General features: G+C 36.9%; 12 protein-coding genes. 6 read left to right on the forward strand and 6 right to left on the reverse strand.

Annotated elements, in window-relative coordinates:
- Positions 1-9: 9 nt before the first annotated feature.
- The 3 genes from mreD to rodA are packed head-to-tail and all read left to right on the forward strand — an operon-like array spanning position 10 to position 3789.
- Complete coding sequence (mreD, locus tag FHX64_RS00185) at positions 10-495, forward strand: rod shape-determining protein MreD (RefSeq protein ID WP_183411829.1); 486 nt, start codon at positions 10-12, stop codon at positions 493-495.
- A complete protein-coding gene (locus FHX64_RS00190; RefSeq protein ID WP_183411830.1) occupies positions 495-2372 on the forward strand; it encodes a penicillin-binding transpeptidase domain-containing protein in 1878 nt (625 codons plus the stop codon). The genes mreD and FHX64_RS00190 overlap by 1 nt, the downstream gene beginning before the upstream one ends.
- Entirely contained in the window at positions 2332-3789 is a 1458-nt protein-coding gene (gene rodA / locus FHX64_RS00195; RefSeq protein ID WP_425487955.1) for a rod shape-determining protein RodA, read from the forward strand. Before FHX64_RS00190 ends, rodA begins: the two co-directional genes overlap by 41 nt.
- 65 nt (positions 3790-3854) lie before the next feature.
- Here the strand turns inward: rodA and thrA are convergent, their stop codons facing one another.
- Entirely contained in the window at positions 3855-6290 is a 2436-nt protein-coding gene (gene thrA / locus FHX64_RS00200) for a bifunctional aspartate kinase/homoserine dehydrogenase I (protein ID WP_183411832.1), read from the reverse strand.
- Between the two features lie 328 nt (positions 6291-6618).
- Between thrA and FHX64_RS00205 the strand changes: the two genes are divergently transcribed.
- Positions 6619-7368 carry a YaaA family protein gene (locus FHX64_RS00205; protein WP_281370788.1) on the forward strand — a complete coding sequence of 250 codons (750 nt, stop codon included), beginning with the start codon at positions 6619-6621 and terminating at the stop codon, positions 7366-7368.
- A gap of 57 nt (positions 7369-7425) precedes the next feature.
- Here FHX64_RS00205 and FHX64_RS00210 read toward each other — a convergent pair whose 3' ends face one another.
- The 4 genes from FHX64_RS00210 to FHX64_RS00225 form a co-directional block, all read right to left on the reverse strand.
- On the reverse strand, positions 7426-9618 hold the full coding sequence (locus FHX64_RS00210) for a leucine-rich repeat domain-containing protein (RefSeq protein WP_183411834.1): 2193 nt from the start codon (positions 9616-9618) through the stop codon (positions 7426-7428).
- A gap of 523 nt (positions 9619-10141) precedes the next feature.
- The gene (locus FHX64_RS00215) at positions 10142-11335 is read right to left on the reverse strand and encodes an argininosuccinate synthase (protein ID WP_183411835.1); all 1194 of its coding nucleotides are present in this window, start codon (positions 11333-11335) and stop codon (positions 10142-10144) included.
- 48 nt (positions 11336-11383) lie between these two features.
- Positions 11384-12055 (reverse strand): GNAT family N-acetyltransferase, encoded by a 672-nt coding sequence (locus tag FHX64_RS00220; protein WP_246392242.1) that lies wholly within the window; start codon positions 12053-12055, stop codon positions 11384-11386.
- A gap of 67 nt (positions 12056-12122) precedes the next feature.
- Positions 12123-12602, reverse strand: coding sequence for an arginine repressor (locus FHX64_RS00225; RefSeq protein WP_183411836.1), 480 nt, complete (start codon positions 12600-12602; stop codon positions 12123-12125).
- A gap of 369 nt (positions 12603-12971) precedes the next feature.
- On the opposite strand from FHX64_RS00225, the gene FHX64_RS00230 reads away from it, so the two are divergent.
- Both FHX64_RS00230 and FHX64_RS00235 read left to right on the forward strand, forming a co-directional pair.
- Positions 12972-13307: a PadR family transcriptional regulator gene (locus FHX64_RS00230; protein ID WP_183413476.1), complete on the forward strand. Its 336-nt coding sequence runs from the start codon at positions 12972-12974 to the stop codon at positions 13305-13307.
- A 71-nt stretch (positions 13308-13378) separates the two neighbouring features.
- Entirely contained in the window at positions 13379-14491 is a 1113-nt protein-coding gene (locus tag FHX64_RS00235; protein ID WP_183411837.1) for a PspC domain-containing protein, read from the forward strand.
- Between the two features lie 72 nt (positions 14492-14563).
- On the opposite strand, the gene FHX64_RS00240 is transcribed toward FHX64_RS00235, so the two are convergent.
- On the reverse strand, positions 14564-17230 hold the full coding sequence (locus tag FHX64_RS00240) for a T9SS type A sorting domain-containing protein (RefSeq protein WP_183411838.1): 2667 nt from the start codon (positions 17228-17230) through the stop codon (positions 14564-14566).
- Positions 17231-17680: the final 450 nt, after the last annotated feature.

The raw sequence follows: 17680 nt of genomic DNA on the forward strand, positions 1-17680 counted from the left end.
AGCTTAATTTTGAAACATCTGATACGTTTCGTGATTTTGATGTTGTTGCAGGTGCTAATCTTCGACAATATTCGATTCTTGGGTTATGTGAATCCTTTGTTTTATATCTGGTTCATTTTAGGATTACCTTCGAATATAAATAGGTCGGCATTACTTATTATAGCTTTTCTAACGGGGTCTATTCTGGATATATTTTCTAATACGCCCGGTATGTATGCGTTTGCGACTGTTTTTGTAGCTTATATGAGAGCTCCGGTGCTGAAAGTTGTGGTTCCTCGTGATAATACATTAGCTTTTTATGAGCCATCTGTGAAAATTTTAGGATTGCCGGTTTATGTGAAATATGCCGCTTTTTTAATCGTTCTTCTGCATTTATTGCTTTTTTCACTTGAAGCGTTTACCTTTGTACATTATGAAATGGTTTTGATCAAAACTGTTATTAATGCTTCACTGACGCTCCTTTTTGTTTTAAGTGTCCAAAAATCAAAGATATAATGATCAATGACAAACTGCAAAACCGAAAGTATGTTCTCGGTGGTTTGATCGTTTTAGTGGTGTTGATTTATACTGTCCGGCTGCTAAGTCTGCAGGTTTTTACCTCTGCTTATAAAATCATGGCAGATGATAATGCATTTTATAAGCGCATATTGTATCCATCCCGTGGTTTGATTTATGATCGTTTTGGTAAATTATTGGTCTATAACCGACCAGCATATGACATCATGGTTACCATGAATGAAATTTCGGATCTGGATACGACTGACTTTTGCAATACCGTTGGGATTACTAAAGAATGGTTTGATCAACGAATGAGCGAAATCAAGGATCGATCAATAAATCGTGGGTATTCTCCTTATATTCCCCAGATATTTATTACACAGGTATTACCTGACGATTATGCCCGTTTGATGGAAAAGTTATTTCATTTCTCGGGGTTTTCGGTTCAGAAACGTTCGGTACGCGATTATGCTTATGATGCAGGGGCACATACATTAGGTGCTATTGGTGAGGTATCTCGTGAAACTATTGAAAATGATCCATATTATAAACCGGGAGATTATGTGGGAATTACTGGCATTGAAAAAAGCTATGAATCTGTTCTGAGAGGAGAGAAAGGTGTTCAGATTTTGTTAAGAGATTCAAGGGGGCGGATTAAAGGTAGTTATGATAATGGGAAATATGATAAGCAACCTGTCACCGGTAGAGATATTACATTAGGGATAGATATCGAATTGCAAGCTTTGGGCGAGAAGCTAATGCAGGGGAAACGTGGAAGTATCGTTGCAATTGAACCTTCTACTGGTCAAATTTTGGCGTTGGTATCTTCTCCGAGTTACGATCCTAAGTTAATGGTTGGACGGCAGCGTTCTGCTCTTTTTCAGGAAATGCTAAACGATCCGGAAAAGCCTTTGTTGGATAGATCTATTATGGCCCGTTATCCTCCTGGATCAACCTTCAAAGCAGCTAATGCTCTTATTTTTCAACAAGAAGGTATTACAACAAAAGATACGCGTGTAGCATGTCATGGTGGATATTTTGTGGGCCATTTTAAAGTGGGATGTCACATTCATCCTTCGCCGCTTGATTTGGAAGGAGCACTTGCTTATTCCTGTAATACTTATTTTTGTACTGAATTTCGAGCCATGCTTGACAGCAAGAAGTATAAAAATATTGAGCAATCATTCAATACGTGGAGAAATGATATTTTAACTTTTGGATTTGGACACAAATTGGGCATTGATTTACCTAATGAAAACAGTGGTTTTATTCCTACAACTAAAACATATGATCGTGAACATGGCAGGAGACGGTGGACTTCGTTAAACATTGTTTCTGATGCAATTGGACAGGGAGAAATAATCGCTACTCCGTTGCAAATAGCAAACTTGGCTGCTTGTGTTGCAAATCGTGGATATTGGATTACTCCTCATGTCGTTCGTTCTATAGAAGGTGAGAATATTGATCCCCGTTATTTAGTTAAGCATGTTCCACCTATTGATGAGCGTTATTATGATGTTGTAGTAGCAGGAATGAGACAATCAGCGATTTACGGTACTTCAAAAATTGCAAATTTTAGCGATTCAATCTTGGTTTGTGGCAAAACAGGTACATCACAAAATCCTCCTCATAAAGATCATTCCATTTTTATGGGATTTGCTCCTATGAATCATCCTGAAATTGCAATTATGTGTATTGTTGAAAATAGTGGATTCGGAGCTACATACGCCGCTCCCATTGCTAGTCTAATGATAGAATATTATTTGACACGACAAATTTCTCCTGCGCGGCAAGCACTTGAAACACAAATGGAAAATACAGTATTGATTCCTAATTATGGCAAGAAAAATTCAATTGTCCCGCCTACTCGATAAGTGGGTTATTCTCATTTTCCTGATAATGATCATCTTCGGATGGTTTAATGTGTATGGAGCAAGTTATGGTTTTCACCAGACTAACTTTTGGGGATTTGAATACCGTTCCGGGAAGCAGTTGATATGGATCGCCTGTGCATTTGTTATTGGAGGCATAATATTGCTTCTCGATAGTAAGTATTATGAGCAGCTGGCCTATATTTTTTATGTTGCTGTGTTGTTTTTGCTTGCTATTACCATATTTGTAGCTCCAAATATAAAAGGTTCTCATTCCTGGTTAGTATTTGGGCCTGTCAGTTTTCAACCTGCAGAATTGGCAAAATTAGCTACCGCTTTGGCTTTGGCAAAATATATTAGCCATCCTGGCTTTTCTCTTTCAAAAAGGGAAGATGCAATGTGGGTCTTTAGCATTATTCTTGTTCCATTCATTTTAATTGTCTTACAGTCTGAAACAGGCTCTGCTTTGGTTTTTCTTGCATTTTTTCTGATGCTTTACAGGGAAGGATTGCCTGGCATATTTTTATTAATTGTAGCATGCTTAATCCTATTGTTTCTTATTGTTTTGCCCTTAAGCGAAGTACCTATTTACAGTAATGTGGGTTCTCTTGGTTTTTTATTGGCTTTATCAATTATTTATGTGATTGAAATAGGTGCTATTATTGCCTACGAGCGTGATTGGAAATTAGTGCGTTATTTTGCTCTTGCCAGTTTGGTGTTATTCGGGATTGGTTTATTGCTACAGAATTGGTATAATATTGTGTTTGATAAAATATCGCTTGTATTGGTCATAGCATCTTCACTTTATTTGTTGTTTTTGTTTTTGTTCAAACGAAAGCGATCATATCTTTGGATTGGCTTATTTGCTATTGGAGCTACAATTGTCAGTTTTTCAGGAGATTATTTCTTTGACCATGTGTTGGAACAACATCAACGAACACGTATAGCTGTGGTGTTAGGCATGGAAAACGATCCACGCGGAGTTGGCTACAACGTTAATCAGTCGAAAATTGCTATTGGCTCGGGAGGTTTTTGGGGGAAAGGCTTTTTGCAGGGAACCCAGACTAAGTTAAAGTATGTGCCGGAACAAGATACCGATTTTATTTTTTGTACTGTAGGCGAAGAATATGGATTTGTGGGTTCTGCTGTTGTTTTAGTCCTGTATGTTTTGTTGCTTTTCCGATTAATTAAGATAGCGGAGAGTTATCGCGATACCTTTACGAGGGTTTATACTTATAGCATTGTGAGTATCATGTTTTTTCATGTGGTCATTAATGTCGGGATGGTACTTGGACTGACTCCTGTCATCGGCATTCCTCTGCCATTTTTTAGCTATGGAGGGTCCTCGCTTTGGTCTTTTACGGTGATGTTATTTATTATTCTTCGATTGGATGTAAGCCAGAAGTTACGATTCCGATGATACAATAAAAATGCGGATAGACTTTTGTTTAACCTATCCGCATTATTTATAGTTATCTATTATTCTTATCGAATGTTGGCAATGCTGATAATATCAGCGAAAACTCCCGCTGCAGTCACATTAGCTCCGGCTCCATATCCTTTGATTATCATGGGGTAATCATTATATCGTTCTGTTGTTAACATTAGAATATTGTTGCTGCCTTCCAGATCATAAAGCGGATGATGCATGTCCACTTCCTGAAGCCCGACACTACATTGACCTTCTTCCATTTTGGCTACAAAACGCAACCGCTTATGTTCTGTCTCCAATCGTTGGCGTCGATGTTCAAATTCACCATCCAATTCACCAATTGTATTCCAAAAATCGTTCAATGTCCCTTCAAAAAATCGATCTGGAATAAACAAGTTACAGGCAACATCTTCTTGTTCAATTTTATATCCTGCTTCTCGTGTTAGAATGAGTAATTTTCGAATCACATCTTTTCCACTCAGATCGATGCGTGGATCAGGTTCTGAATAACCGGCTTCTTTTGCTAGGCGAATCGTTTTGCTTAATGTATTTTCAGCGCTTAATGTATTGAAAATGAAATTTAATGTGCCGGAAAGTACAGCTTCCATTTTTAAAATGCGATCGCCAGAATTAATCAGGTTATTAATGGTATTCATAATAGGAAGTCCGGCTCCTACGTTAGTTTCGAACAGGAACTTAATGCCTCTTTTCCCAGCAATGGATTTTAGTTCTGCATACGTAGCATACTCTGATGAAGCAGCAATTTTATTAGCAGCAACGACAGATACGTTATTCGAGAGCAATTCTTTATAAATGGTGGCTACCTCTGGGCTTGCGGTGCAATCAACAAAAACAGAATTAAATATATTCATTCCAAGAATCTCATCACACAATAATTGGGGTGATGTTGGTTTCCCATTAGTCAAAAGTAACTCCTGATACTTATCCAACTGGATTCCTTCCCTGTCAAAAAGGGCATATTCAGCATTAGCAATACCTACAACATTGAGTTTAAGTCCTTTTTGAACCATGAGGTTTGGCTGTTGTTGTCTAATTTGCTCCAGCAGGCTGCCACCGACGGTTCCTGTCCCGACAAGAAAAACATTCAGCACCTGATAATCCGACAAGAAAAATGAATCATGAATAACGTTTAGTGCTTTGCGGAGCGATTTATGATCAGTGACAAAGGAAATGTTGGTTTCTGATGCACCCTGAGCACAGGCAATAACATTGATGCCGTTTCTTCCTAAGGTGCCAAATAGTTTTCCTGCGATGCCGGGAGTACGTTTCATGTTTTCCCCAACAATAGCCACAGTGGCTAAATCCTTTTCAGCCAAAGCATGATTCATTTCACCCTGTTCAATTTCTTTCTCAAATTCTATGTCGAGTACTTTTACAGCTAGTTCTGCGTCACTGTTTTTTACGGCAAAAGATGTGTTGTTTTCAGAAGAAGCTTGAGAAACCAAAAATACACTAATGCCTGCTTTTGCCAATGCCTTGAATATCCTATAATTCACTCCGATCACCCCAACCATTCCAAGCCCTTGTACAGTAATCAGACAGGTATCATTTATGGATGAAATTCCTTTAATAGATTTTCCGACATCATTTGATTTTTCACATGAAATATAAGTGCCGGGGGCGGTAGGATTAAAAGTATTCTTAATACGAATGGGTATATTTTTGTGATAAGCCGGATAAATAGTTGGCGGATAAATCACTTTTGCTCCGAAATTACAGAGCTCCATTGCTTCTGTAAAAGTCAGTTTTTCAATAACATAAGTGTTGTCGATGATGCGTGGGTCAGCTGTCATGAAGCCATCAACGTCAGTCCATATTTCCAGACTGGAAGCATTTAGAGCAGCGGCTAAAATAGCTGCTGTATAATCCGAACCACCGCGACCCAAATTGGTTACATTTCCTGTCTTTTTATCTGTAGAAATGAAGCCACCGCAAACAACAATGGGCAATTCATGTCTAAAATGTTCACGTATCAACGCATTGGTTGTCTCAAAGTCAACAATATGTTTGGTAAACTGAGGTACTGTTTTGATAAATTGGCGTGAATCAAAGGTTATAGCCTCATCTATAACGGCTCCAATAATAGAAGCAGAGGCGCGTTCTCCATAGCTTGTGATAGTATCTGTAATTTTCGGTGTCAGGTCGTGAATGAGAAAAATTCCACGTAAAATATTGGATAATTCCTCCATCATTTGGGTTATTTTGGTAGTTTGGGAAGTTCGCTTTTCTGGCTCAACTACATGCTCGATAATAGAAATGTGTCGTTGTGATAACTCCTGAAATTCATGTTGATAAGTGGCATCTCCCTGAGATGCTAATTGCGCCAGATGGTAGAGTTGATCGGTGACTTGTTTAAAGGCAGAAACGACCACTATAACAGATTCTTGTTGCGATTCAACAATCTTTTTGACCTCCAAAATACTTTCGATGGAACCTACGGATGTCCCACCAAACTTTAAGACCTTCATACTTTAATGTTTTAAAATGGATATATGTGAAAACGCCCATCGCGTTGCTTTATCTCACAAAGATACATTTTTAGAAGAATGTGACAAAATAGCGTTTAAACAAAACAAAAAGAAGCAATTAAGGCTATTTAAACGACAATTTTCAATCAGAAATCTTTCTGTTTCGGTATTTCTTTACTTGTATATCTTAGTTTTCAAGAATAAACTTCCAACTTTGATTGTTATGTTGTTGGACATAATATTCAACATTTTTACCGATGTTTGCATATGCAATTACGAAGTATATTCCAATTATAAATTTCTGTATTACATTATTCCTATAAATCTGATGGTTATTTTTCTTTCTCCTTCAAAATCAATGAATTTTAAGCCAATCGATACAATCGTAAGGGTGACTCAACCTCAATTTTCTAACGAAGCGTATTCGATTATGCAGCAATTAATCTCTTTTTCTGCTTCCGATATATCCAAATTGGAGCATCTTAGCTTTAAGTTGGCATATGCCGCCTTTGAATTTAATCAACAATTTTTTAATGCAAATCAAATAGTTAAGCCTGCTATATTTACCTATAGCGGTACCGTGTTTGATAAATTGAATCCGTATTTATTTACTACAGCCCAGTTGCTTTTTGTGGAGAAACATTTGCGTATTTTTTCTGCTTTGTATGGGTTGTTAAGACCTTTTGATCTTATTCATCCATATCGACTTGACATGCATAATGGCTTAATAGATGATCTTTACTCATTTTGGTCAGATAAAGTCACTACATCTGCCATGGAGGCTTTGATGGATGATGATTGTATTTTGATTAATCTTGCTTCAGCAGAATATTTTGAAATGCTTACTACCTCTTATTTTTCACAGAACTGCCAGATTTTAACTCCTATTTTCAAACAAGAAAAAAGGGGAAAATTATTGGTTAATAGCTTTAAGTCCAAGGAGGCAAGAGGATTGATGACCAGATTTATAATTGAGAATCAAATATCTGATCCGGAGTATCTTAAAGGATTTATGGAACAGGGATATGCATTCTCACAAGACTTGTCTGCTAATGATGAATGGATCTTTATTCGATAAAAAAACTCTCTGAAATAATTGTCAGAGAGTTTTTTCAAAATCAAAAATCAACTTCGTTTATTGTTCTACTATTACAAAACTGCCCCATTGAGAAGTTCCTTTGTAAACATTTCCAGAACCGATTGGTACATATAGCTTATCACTGGTTGGAATATTTGTAAAGACATCACTTCCTGTTAGATAGGGCGGTTTCGTTGGTAAAGAATATAATGCTTTAATTTTACTACATCCCGCAAATGCATAACTTCCTATAGCAACAACTGAGCTGCCAATAGTTAAATTACCGTTTAAGCCTGTGCAATTTTGGAATGCATAATCACCTACAGATTTTACTGCATTGGGAATAGTCAAATCTCCAGTTAATTGAGAACAGCCATTAAAAGCATAATCTTCAATAAGGGTGACTGAGCTGGGGATAGTTAAAGTGCCCGTTAAACCAGTACACCCTCCAAAGGCATCTATTCCAAGGGTATCGACAGCACTGCCTAGTGTAACTCTTCCTTTAAATCCTGTACATCCTTGGAAAGCATAATTCCCAACATAAATTACTGAATTTGGAATTGATATGTTACCTGTTAATCCAGTACATCCATAAAACGCAGAATTGCCTAATCGCTTGATAGCATTACTGATAACTAAAAATCCATTAAATCCAGTACAAGAGCTAAATGATTCAGGCCCTAATATAGTAACAGAATTTGGAATTATTAAATTGCCAGTCAATCCAGTACAATTATAAAATGCTGATTGGTTAATGGAGTTCAGATTATTTCCTAAGGTCAAAGTCCCTTTAAATCCTGTACAGCTTGCAAAGGCATTGGTCCCAATAGATGTCACTGAATTAGGAATGACTAAGCTACCTATTAAATCTGTGCATCCATTGAACGCATAATTTCCGATTGTCGTAACTGAGTTTGCAATAGTTAGCATACCGTTGAATCCAGTACAATAATTGAACGCATAATTTCCGATTGTCGTAACTGAATTGGGAATAGTCAAATTGCCAGTAAAACCAGTGCACCCATTGAAGACATAGTTCCCAATTGTCTTTAAACTTGTAGGCAACGATAAGCTAATGAAGCCGGTACATCCTTCAAAAGCGTGATCATCAATGGAAGTAACAGAACTTGGAATAGTTAAGGCTCCTTTTAATCCTTTGCACTTGAAAAATGCAGCTTGTCCAATGGTTTTTATTGTAGAAGGAATTGTCAAACTGCCTGATAAATAAGTGTCTCCTGAAAATACCTGATTGCTAATAGAGGTCAAGCTATTTGGTATGGTTAATGTTCCTCTAAATCCAATGCACCCTTGAAATGCAGCAGCACCAATAGACGTCACCGTGTTGGGAATATTCAGATTTCCGTTAAGTTGACTACAATTAATAAACGCAGCTTCGCCTATGGAAACGAGGGTATTGCTTAAAGTAAGTGCTCCTTTTAGACTCATATCATTACCAAATGCATTAGCACCAATCATGGTTACTGAATTTGGTATAGTTAAAGCTCCTGTCAAGCTTGTGCATCCGAAAAAAGTATTATCTCCAATTGAAGTAATAGAAGTTGGAATGGTGAGTGTCCCATGCAAGTTGGAACAATTTTGAAAAGCAGAGTTTCCTATGTGAGTAACACTACTCGGAATGTCCAGATTTCCTGTAAATCCTGAATTCTGAAAAGCCTGATCTCCAATTGATGTTACACCAGATGGAATGGACAATGAGCTGGTTAAAGCGAGGCAGTTTTTGAAAGCTCCATTACCAATGGTGGTAACTTTTGAAGGGATGGTAAATGTCCCCGTTATTGCTTTACATCCATCAAGTGCAGAATCTCCGATTGCGGTCAGATTAGTAGGTAAGGAAAGCGTATCTAATGTGGTTTTGCCTAGTCTTGAGGAAGCATTGTATAATGCACAGATAGGCATTTCATTTGCGGAATAATTGACTGTAATTCCAGGTAATGTCCCGTGGCTACCTGTGTAAGATTGAATTGAAGCTCCGGAAAGATCAAGAACTATCAGGTTTGGAAGGCTGTCACGTATATACTGAATATCACGGGCATCTATATTCCCGGTAATGGTCAAGTTGGTAACAGAATCCTGCTCATTTGTAAATTGAGATTGAATAGTGCCTGGAGTTAGTAGGTTGATTTTTTTACTATATCTAGTGGTGGTACTGGTTGAACTAACTGTTGAGTTGGTACATGATGCCAGCAAAACAACAATTATCAATGTGGCCAAAAAATAGAAAACTTTCATCTGGGTATGTTTTTATATAGAATGACAAATGAGATTAATGGGAAACGGTAGATAATCTACTCTTCAATATATTCAATGGTTTGCTGTGAATTTCTAATATTCTTTTTATTTAAAATGTTAAAATTTATCTCTAAGTGTATGCGTATATGTGTGATGTATTTGGGTTTGTTACCTGTAGTGCCTTTATATTCATGCATATCACATTTCTGAGGATGAAATCTAAGATTTTTATTTGATGGTATTTAAGGTAATGAATGTTGTATTTTTGCCAATCAGTCATCATAGATTTTATAGCTTTGATAATGGTTTGATAGTTGGACAAATATACGGGAATTTTTCCAAACTCCCGATGGTTCTGTGGGGTTAATTATATTCAAAGAACATTGGTTTTGTGTCTTTGTCGGTTAATCCGTTGGCTATTCCTATTTTTGCTTCAAAAAGTGTTGAGGGAAATAAAAATCGCCGTTACATCAAGTATGTAATGGCGATCTTATGTGTTACCATGCTGTATCGGCTTAATCTATTATTTTTTCGTCAGACTATAGTAAATTTTCATTGGGTTGGATAATATCGTTGTAAAGCCTTTAACATCGTCAGCTGACCAGGCGCGATTCATCTCGCCATATTCGCCAAAGCTACTGTTCATTAAATCATATACACTCTCAACGCCAACCAAGGTATAACTGTATGGTTTTAATTCAAGAATAACTTTGCCGGTAACATGCAGCTGGGTGCTGGATAAAAAGGCTTCCATGTCACGCATGACAGGTTCAAGGTATTGTGCTTCATGCAAAAACATTCCATACCAGGTTCCAATTTGATCTTTCCAATATTGTTGCCATTTTGTGAGGGTATGTTTTTCCAACATCTTGTGAGCATTAATGATTAGTAATGCACCAGCTGCCTCAAATCCAACCCGCCCCTTTATGCCAATAATGGTATCTCCAATGTGCATGTCACGACCTATACCGAATGCCGAACCGATTTTTTCAACTTCACGGATTGCAGCAATTTTATTTTCAAATGTTTGTCCGTTGACTCCAGCAATTTCACCTTCTTCAAAGTCAATGGTCAGCGTTTCTTTATTATGTTTGTTCACTTGGCTTGGATAGGCATCTTCCGGCAAGGTTTTATTCGACTTTAGAGTTTCTTTTCCGCCAATGCTTGTTCCCCAAAGTCCTTTATTGATAGAATATTCCATTTTTGTAAAATCCATATCTGTAATGCCATGCTCACGTAAATAATTGATTTCTTGTTCCCGTGTCAGACACATATCACGGGTCGGAGTCAAAATTTCGATATTAGGAGCTAGAACCTGAAAAGTCAAATCAAATCTTACCTGGTCATTGCCAGCTCCGGTACTTCCATGAGCTACATAATGGGCTCCCACTTTTTTCGCATATTCAATAATGGCTATAGCCTGAAAAATACGCTCAGAACTTACGGAAATAGGGTAGGTTCCGTTACGTAACACATTTCCAAACACCATGTATTTGATGCTTTTTTCATAATAATCTTTCGTAACGTCCAGCGTTACATGATGTGTAGCACCCAATTGGTATGCTCTTTTTTCTACTTCAATTAATTCTTTTTCACTGAAGCCTCCTGTATTAGCAATGGCGGTATAAACTTCATATCCTTTTTCATTTGCCAGATAAGTGGCACAAAACGAGGTGTCTAATCCTCCACTAAATGCTAAAACTACTTTTTTCTTCATGCTCTTTGTGTATGGTTTGTAAGTGGTTAAATGTCGCTTTGTTTAATGTCAATGAGACTTTTGAGTTGTCGACTTTTCTTTGTTTGTGACAATTTTTTTGACGTGATTTTTTACCGGATTTGGTAGTAGTTGTGTAAATACTTTTTTCCAGGCAGCCTGCTTTTTTGTTGCCGATACGTGTTCTACCGGATCATAAAGCATTCCTGTGCAAAGGCACATCCTGTTGTTGTTTCGTTTCAAAATATCAAAATTGACGCAAGCTTCGCAGCCTTTCCAAAAATCAGTATCCTGCGTCAGCTCAGAAAATGTCACAGGTCGATAGCCTAGTTCAGAATTTATTTTCATAACAGCCAATCCTGTGGTTAACCCAAATAACTTGGCATTTGGGAAGAGTTGGCGTGAAAGCTCAAACGATTTTTTTTTGATAGCTTTGGCCAAGCCATGTCCTCTGAATTTTTCGACAACAATTAAACCGGAGTTTGCTACAAATTGTTTGTCGCTCCAGCTTTCAATATAACAAAACCCGGCAAATTCTTCCCCATTCAGAGCAATGATGGCTTTGCCTTCCATGATTTTTGTTTTTATGTATTCAGGCGAACGTTTAGCAATTCCTGTGCCGCGTTTAGCAGCAGCTTCGCTAATAGTATCCAAAATAGTGTCGACATATTTCAGATGTGTTTCATTCGCAACTTCTATTTCAATATTTGAAACTTCTGACATGATTGATAATTTGAAATAATATGAGTGTTAAACAATAGATTGCTTATTAATAATGAAATTTTCAATATCAAATATCAGTTTGAAGTTCGGGGAAGATCTCTATTAATAGTCCCATAATTTCTTTGCGGGAATTTTTCTCATTGATAGCCAGAAAAATAGTGTCATCACCTGCGATGGTGCCCAAAATGCGTTCATCCGCATAATTGTCAATGCTCCACGCCAAAGCGCTCGCATATCCGGGATGGGTTTTGATGATAGCCAATGTTCCTGAAAATGCAACAGAGAGTATTCCTCCTTGCGAAACTGATGTTTTACTTGGCATTGCTTTGGAGCGACCGTAGTCTATTACTTTACTTGACAGCGAGTAGCGATACCCATTGGCTGTCGGCACTTTTGATACCTTAAGCTGTTTTAAGTCACGTGATAAGGTAGCTTGAGTCACATCGAAACCACTTGATTGAAGTACGTTTAGTAGTTCTTCCTGGCTGCCGATGGTAAATGATACGATAATTTCCTTGATTTTATCAAGACGTTCTTTTTTTGCCATGATGAATTTTTATTCATTTAGACTGCAAATTTATTCACAAAAGTGCGATAATGCAATATCTGATTGAATGATTTTTTTGTTTTTAATGTAGTTTCAATGTACATAAATTGATTTTATACTTTTTGCTATAGAAGGATTGTGTTTTCTGATGTACAATAGGTTGTCTTTTCTATCAGAAAATTAATTAGTTAAAATGTTCTATTGGAGGCTTTTTGTCCTCTATAGTCAATTGATTTAAGGTATAAATAAAGTTAAATAAAAGTAGTATGTATAACATAGTATTTTGTTTGAATGTATATTTGCATCATCAAATAACAGAGAATTGAAATCAAGATGATTATGATACAGTCTAAAATCAATTTGAAAGATATGCAAGTCGATAATGTTAAGTCGCAAATGCGTAAAGGTATTTTAGAGTATTGCATTTTGCTGATCTTAAACAAAAAACCAGCTTATGCCCCCGATATTATATCGACCTTAAAACAAGCGCATATCATTGTGGTTGAGGGGACGCTTTATCCACTATTGACACGTCTGAAAAACAGTGAGTTACTTTCATATCAATGGGAAGAATCGACACAAGGTCCTCCAAGAAAATATTATTCGTTAACAGAAGCAGGGAAAACTTTTTTATCTGAGTTGGAAAATTCATGGAATGAATTAAGCAATACTATAAATACTTTGAAAATACAAGATAATGAGTAGTTTATATAAATAAACGAGAACACTTTAATGTAAGGGATTCCTTAAACCATGTACAAATAAAATATGCACCAATGAAAAAAACAGTTTCAATTAACTTAAACGGCAGTGTTTTTCAAATAGATGAAGATGCTTATATAGAGCTTCGTGATTATCTGAACGCTGTTTTAGCCCATTTAAGCGGTGAATCGGAGCAAAAGGAAATTATGAGTGATATAGAGGCACGTATTGCTGAATTGTTCACTGAACGAATTCATCGGGTAGGGCAGGTAGTGACTATTGAGATGGTGGATGAGATCATTCAGATTATGGGTCGTCCATCTGATTATGGAGAAGAATCTGAAGAGAAGCCTGAATCATCAACATTTGAATATCAACAAACCCATAAAACTTCTCGACGTTTGTATCGGGATCCAGAGAAAGCCTTTTTGGCAGGTATCCTGAGTGGATTTGCCATTTATCTCAACATAGATGTTGTGTGGCTTCGTATTATTTTTGTTATTCTGGTCTTACTTGGCGTTGGAACTATTATTCCTATATATTTAGTGTTGTGGCTGGTGATTCCCAAGGCAGAAACGACAGCCCAGCGCCTTGAAATGCACGGTATTGATGTAACGGTTGAAAATTTGAAAGCTGAGGCCAACAAGATTAAAGAGCGTTTTGAAAGCTATGTTAGTTCTGAATCTATTGATAAAAAAAAAGAACAAATTAAATCTGAAGCACAGCGCGTAAAAGAAAATGTAGGCAATTTTGCTCGTTCAAATGAGGTTCATGATGCAGCGAATCGCATAGGTCATGTTTTTCAGGCAATATTGAAAGCAATTTTTGCTATTATTGCTGGAGTGGTTGGTTTTGCAGGTGCTGTGATAGTGATTGCCTTGTTAATCATTCTTATTGTTGCTCTTGCTGCTCCTTCATGGTTAGTGGTCAATGTCCCTGATCAATTACACAATATTATAGTGTGGTCGTCAACAGGGAATTTGAGCTTGCTTTTATTTGCACTGTTATTGTTTATAGGGATCCCGGTTTACATGCTGTTCTATACTGCCATAAAAGTGATATCCGGTGAAAATCATCTTTCTACAACTGCAAAATGGGTCACTTTTTTGATATGGCTTGCTGGTTTTTTCTTATTAATTAGTATTGGTACTAAAATATTTTTGGTACATGGATGGTGCTGGATGTAGCTGAGCGAACAAAAAATAAAACTCCCTGTGTGGTATGAGATTCACATAGGGAGTTTTTGATTATAAGGACTTCTATTGTTTTATAAACTTAGTGGTTTCTACCCTATTTGTTGTACTGATCTTCATTATATAAAGCCCATTAGCTAATGCACTGATATCAAGTGAATTTCCAGAAATATTTTTACTTAAAACAATTTTACCACTTACGTCGCAAATTGTTACAAAGACATTGTCGTCTTCTAATCCATTAATATATAACATATTTGATGCCGGATTCGGATAAATACTGAATGATGATTGCTGTACATTAGTAACGGCTGTGTTCAAATTGTTCAATGTGAAAATTAACTGAGCAGAAGCTGCTGGAGAACATTCTACCCATCCTCCAGCGTAGTAATAGAGCCCCAAGGAATATTGTCCAGGATCTAAATCAATTGAACCTGTGATTGTTACAGTTTGCGTTCCATTTGTATCAAGATAAATGGTTTTGGGATTTAATGTTGTTAAGGAATAGCCTCCTTTTGTCGGAAAAACAAACGCAACAAGCGTCGAGTCAAAGTATCCGCCTTGATTGGTTATGTTGGCTGTTAATGAAATTGTTTGGTTGTTGTATATCGTTGATGATCCATTTGTAAATACTATCGGACTGTTTAATATGAGGTTTGGTGAAGTGGGGGTATTTAGTACGTTGAATGAAATGAAGTTATCAGAAGACGGGGTCAACTGTTTATAGCTTTTTATGGAATATGAATTTGTACTATCATTTAAGGCAACGGCATAGTATGTCCCAACAGGACACGAGATTGTCCCTGAGAATGTAACATTGATTGTGCTATCAGAGGGAATGCATACAACTCCATAATCTACATATTGGTGATTAGCAGTACTGTCCGTTTTAGAATAAATATAAAGTGCGAGATCGGAATAAAATTCTGTTCCACTATTATGGATACTTACATTGAAAACTCCAGTCTTGTTATAATAAGCATTCTGTGTTACCTGAATGGGTTGAGTAAGAGCCAACACAGGTGCTATTACGGGTTTGGTAATGCTTGCTGATGACCCTGCAATGGTTACATTTAAATAATTGTTGTAGGTGCCACTTTGTTTGACTTTGGACCATGAAGTTGAATCTGTTGGTTGATAAATGCAGTAAATCTGATAAGTTCCTGAAGATAATCCAGAAAGCGAAACATTACTAAAAGATATGTTCGGATAATAATAATACGAATTAAGCCCCTGAACCGATGTGGTTCCTAATGTTTTTTGTAATGTTCCATTTTGATATAATCCGATGCCTATAGTTCCCGAGAAAGAATTTATGCCAAAATTCATAAAACCATAACTTAGGCTAAAGGTTTGGGTTGCAATCGACGACAATGAAGATACGGATGAAGTTAATCCCTTACTGTATATTCCAACTACATAATTAACGTGAGAGGTGCCTGTAGGTTTTTGTATTCCTGCAATCATTTGTTGATTTTCGCTAAAGCCACCTGTGACGATATTGCTGCCGGGCCAGTCCGGATTTAATGCTGTTAATTGGAAATATCCATCGAAGAGTCCACTCCATCCCCAATTAATATGATATAAATCGCTACTGTCAAAGCCATCAATCACGAAGGCATGGCCCACACTATCTGTTGTCCCGGCATATAAAACAGGTCTGGATGCTTTTAATTCGTTGCGTAATAATGTTTCCCATTGATTTTCTGTATATAGGGATCTATCATAGGATTGAATTCCAGAATCATATCCAAAATATTTGACTAATGCTATACCTGCGTCAGAAGTGCTGGCGGCGCTACCACCATTACTGGCTATGTCGTATTGCATTTTTACTGCAACGCCGCAATCATACATTAATGTTGCTACCGCAGTGTCTTGTGCCCCTGTTGTGGTGGCTCCATAGCTGTCAAGCATTTTACTCCAATTGTATGTTGTAGTTCCAAAATTTGCCGAAAGAGTGCCGTATGGACTGTCAGAGTAACTGTATGATCCGGTACCTGTGACGGGCCATTGGTAATATTTCATAATTTGAGCCATTGCTGTTGCAACACATCCAGTTTCTGTTCGTTCTTTGTATGTTGTGTTGTAAGGACAGAGTAAGTTGTATGGAGTGTCCTGATCCCACATAATGTTACCTAACAATGGAGCTACAGAATCATTTAATTGTTGCGTTGAAGAATAAGAAGATTGAGCTGTGGATACCGAGCCAAGCAGGGATGGGTTGAGTTCCTTTTGTTGGGCAGCTTTTATTTCTGTTTTGTATATATTCAGCCAGTTTTGTACGTTGGATGGGATGTGATCGGTAGCAAATGAACCTTGAAGAGAATATCCTAAAACTGGTTTAGCAACATTATCTCCTGCAACTATTACAAATCCTTGATTACCTCCTACATTATAAATGTAAAAATAAGCAGTACTATCTGCTACTGCGATGGCTTTTGTTTGATTTGCAGAAACATACCCTGATTTAGCAGCCACATATCCTAATTTAAAATCAGCATTTGAGATGCTTGAAGCTTTTAGCCGTGCAGCAGCTACCGGTTGAAGTCTTGCTATGCGTGCCTGATAAAATTTTTGTGCAATCGTAACTGCTTCTTGTTGGGTAATGTGTTTTGCTGATGCCCATAGAGGACATAGCAATAAAAAACACAAGAACAGAACACGACCTTTGGGTAATAAAATGTTTTTGCGTTTTGGCAATATCAGTTTTATACGCGTAAAAGCATTCATTTATAGGCTAATTTTTGTGGTTTTAGTTAGATGTCATCCGGTTAAAACTTTTTTTGAAAGAAGTTCAATCCAAATGATTAAGAACGTTCAAAGTTAATTGCATTTTGACTGATTCTTCTTAATTCAGATAAAATAACCTTTTTGTAAAAAGACATAAATCCGTAAACCGCTTGTATTAATTCTGAAATATTTATGCTGCTGATTTTATTGTGTTGATAGATAGATTAATATGCGATTTTATAAAGGATTATGTTATTTTGCGTATTTGGAATTAATCAAAAACAAATGGTGTCCAAATGCTAGGACGTAAGGGAATTCTATGAATGTTAATACGTCGTTTTATCCTTTTTAACATCGAAAAAACGTATTGCTTCAAAACTATTGGTACATTTGTCCGCTCATATTCGAAAGTAAAAAACGCAGAGAGATTCTATCCTCGCTATGAAAATT

The sequence above is a fragment of the Microbacter margulisiae genome, assembly GCF_014192515.1.
Classification (GTDB): domain Bacteria; phylum Bacteroidota; class Bacteroidia; order Bacteroidales; family Paludibacteraceae; genus Microbacter; species Microbacter margulisiae.

Excerpts from the sequence above, each read along its gene's own strand:
- FHX64_RS00190 (WP_183411830.1), top strand. The coding sequence starts at position 495 with ATGATCAATGACAAACTGCAAAACCGAAAGTATGTTCTCGGTGGTTTG.
- thrA (WP_183411832.1), bottom strand. The coding sequence starts at position 6,290 with ATGAAGGTCTTAAAGTTTGGTGGGACATCCGTAGGTTCCATCGAAAGT.
- FHX64_RS00205 (WP_281370788.1), top strand. The coding sequence starts at position 6,619 with ATGGTTATTTTTCTTTCTCCTTCAAAATCAATGAATTTTAAGCCAATC.
- FHX64_RS00210 (WP_183411834.1), bottom strand. The coding sequence starts at position 9,618 with ATGAAAGTTTTCTATTTTTTGGCCACATTGATAATTGTTGTTTTGCTG.
- FHX64_RS00215 (WP_183411835.1), bottom strand. The coding sequence starts at position 11,335 with ATGAAGAAAAAAGTAGTTTTAGCATTTAGTGGAGGATTAGACACCTCG.
- FHX64_RS00220 (WP_246392242.1), bottom strand. The coding sequence starts at position 12,055 with ATGTCAGAAGTTTCAAATATTGAAATAGAAGTTGCGAATGAAACACAT.
- FHX64_RS00225 (WP_183411836.1), bottom strand. The coding sequence starts at position 12,602 with ATGGCAAAAAAAGAACGTCTTGATAAAATCAAGGAAATTATCGTATCA.
- FHX64_RS00230 (WP_183413476.1), top strand. The coding sequence starts at position 12,972 with ATGCAAGTCGATAATGTTAAGTCGCAAATGCGTAAAGGTATTTTAGAG.
- FHX64_RS00235 (WP_183411837.1), top strand. The coding sequence starts at position 13,379 with ATGAAAAAAACAGTTTCAATTAACTTAAACGGCAGTGTTTTTCAAATA.
- FHX64_RS00240 (WP_183411838.1), bottom strand. The coding sequence starts at position 17,230 with ATGAATGCTTTTACGCGTATAAAACTGATATTGCCAAAACGCAAAAAC.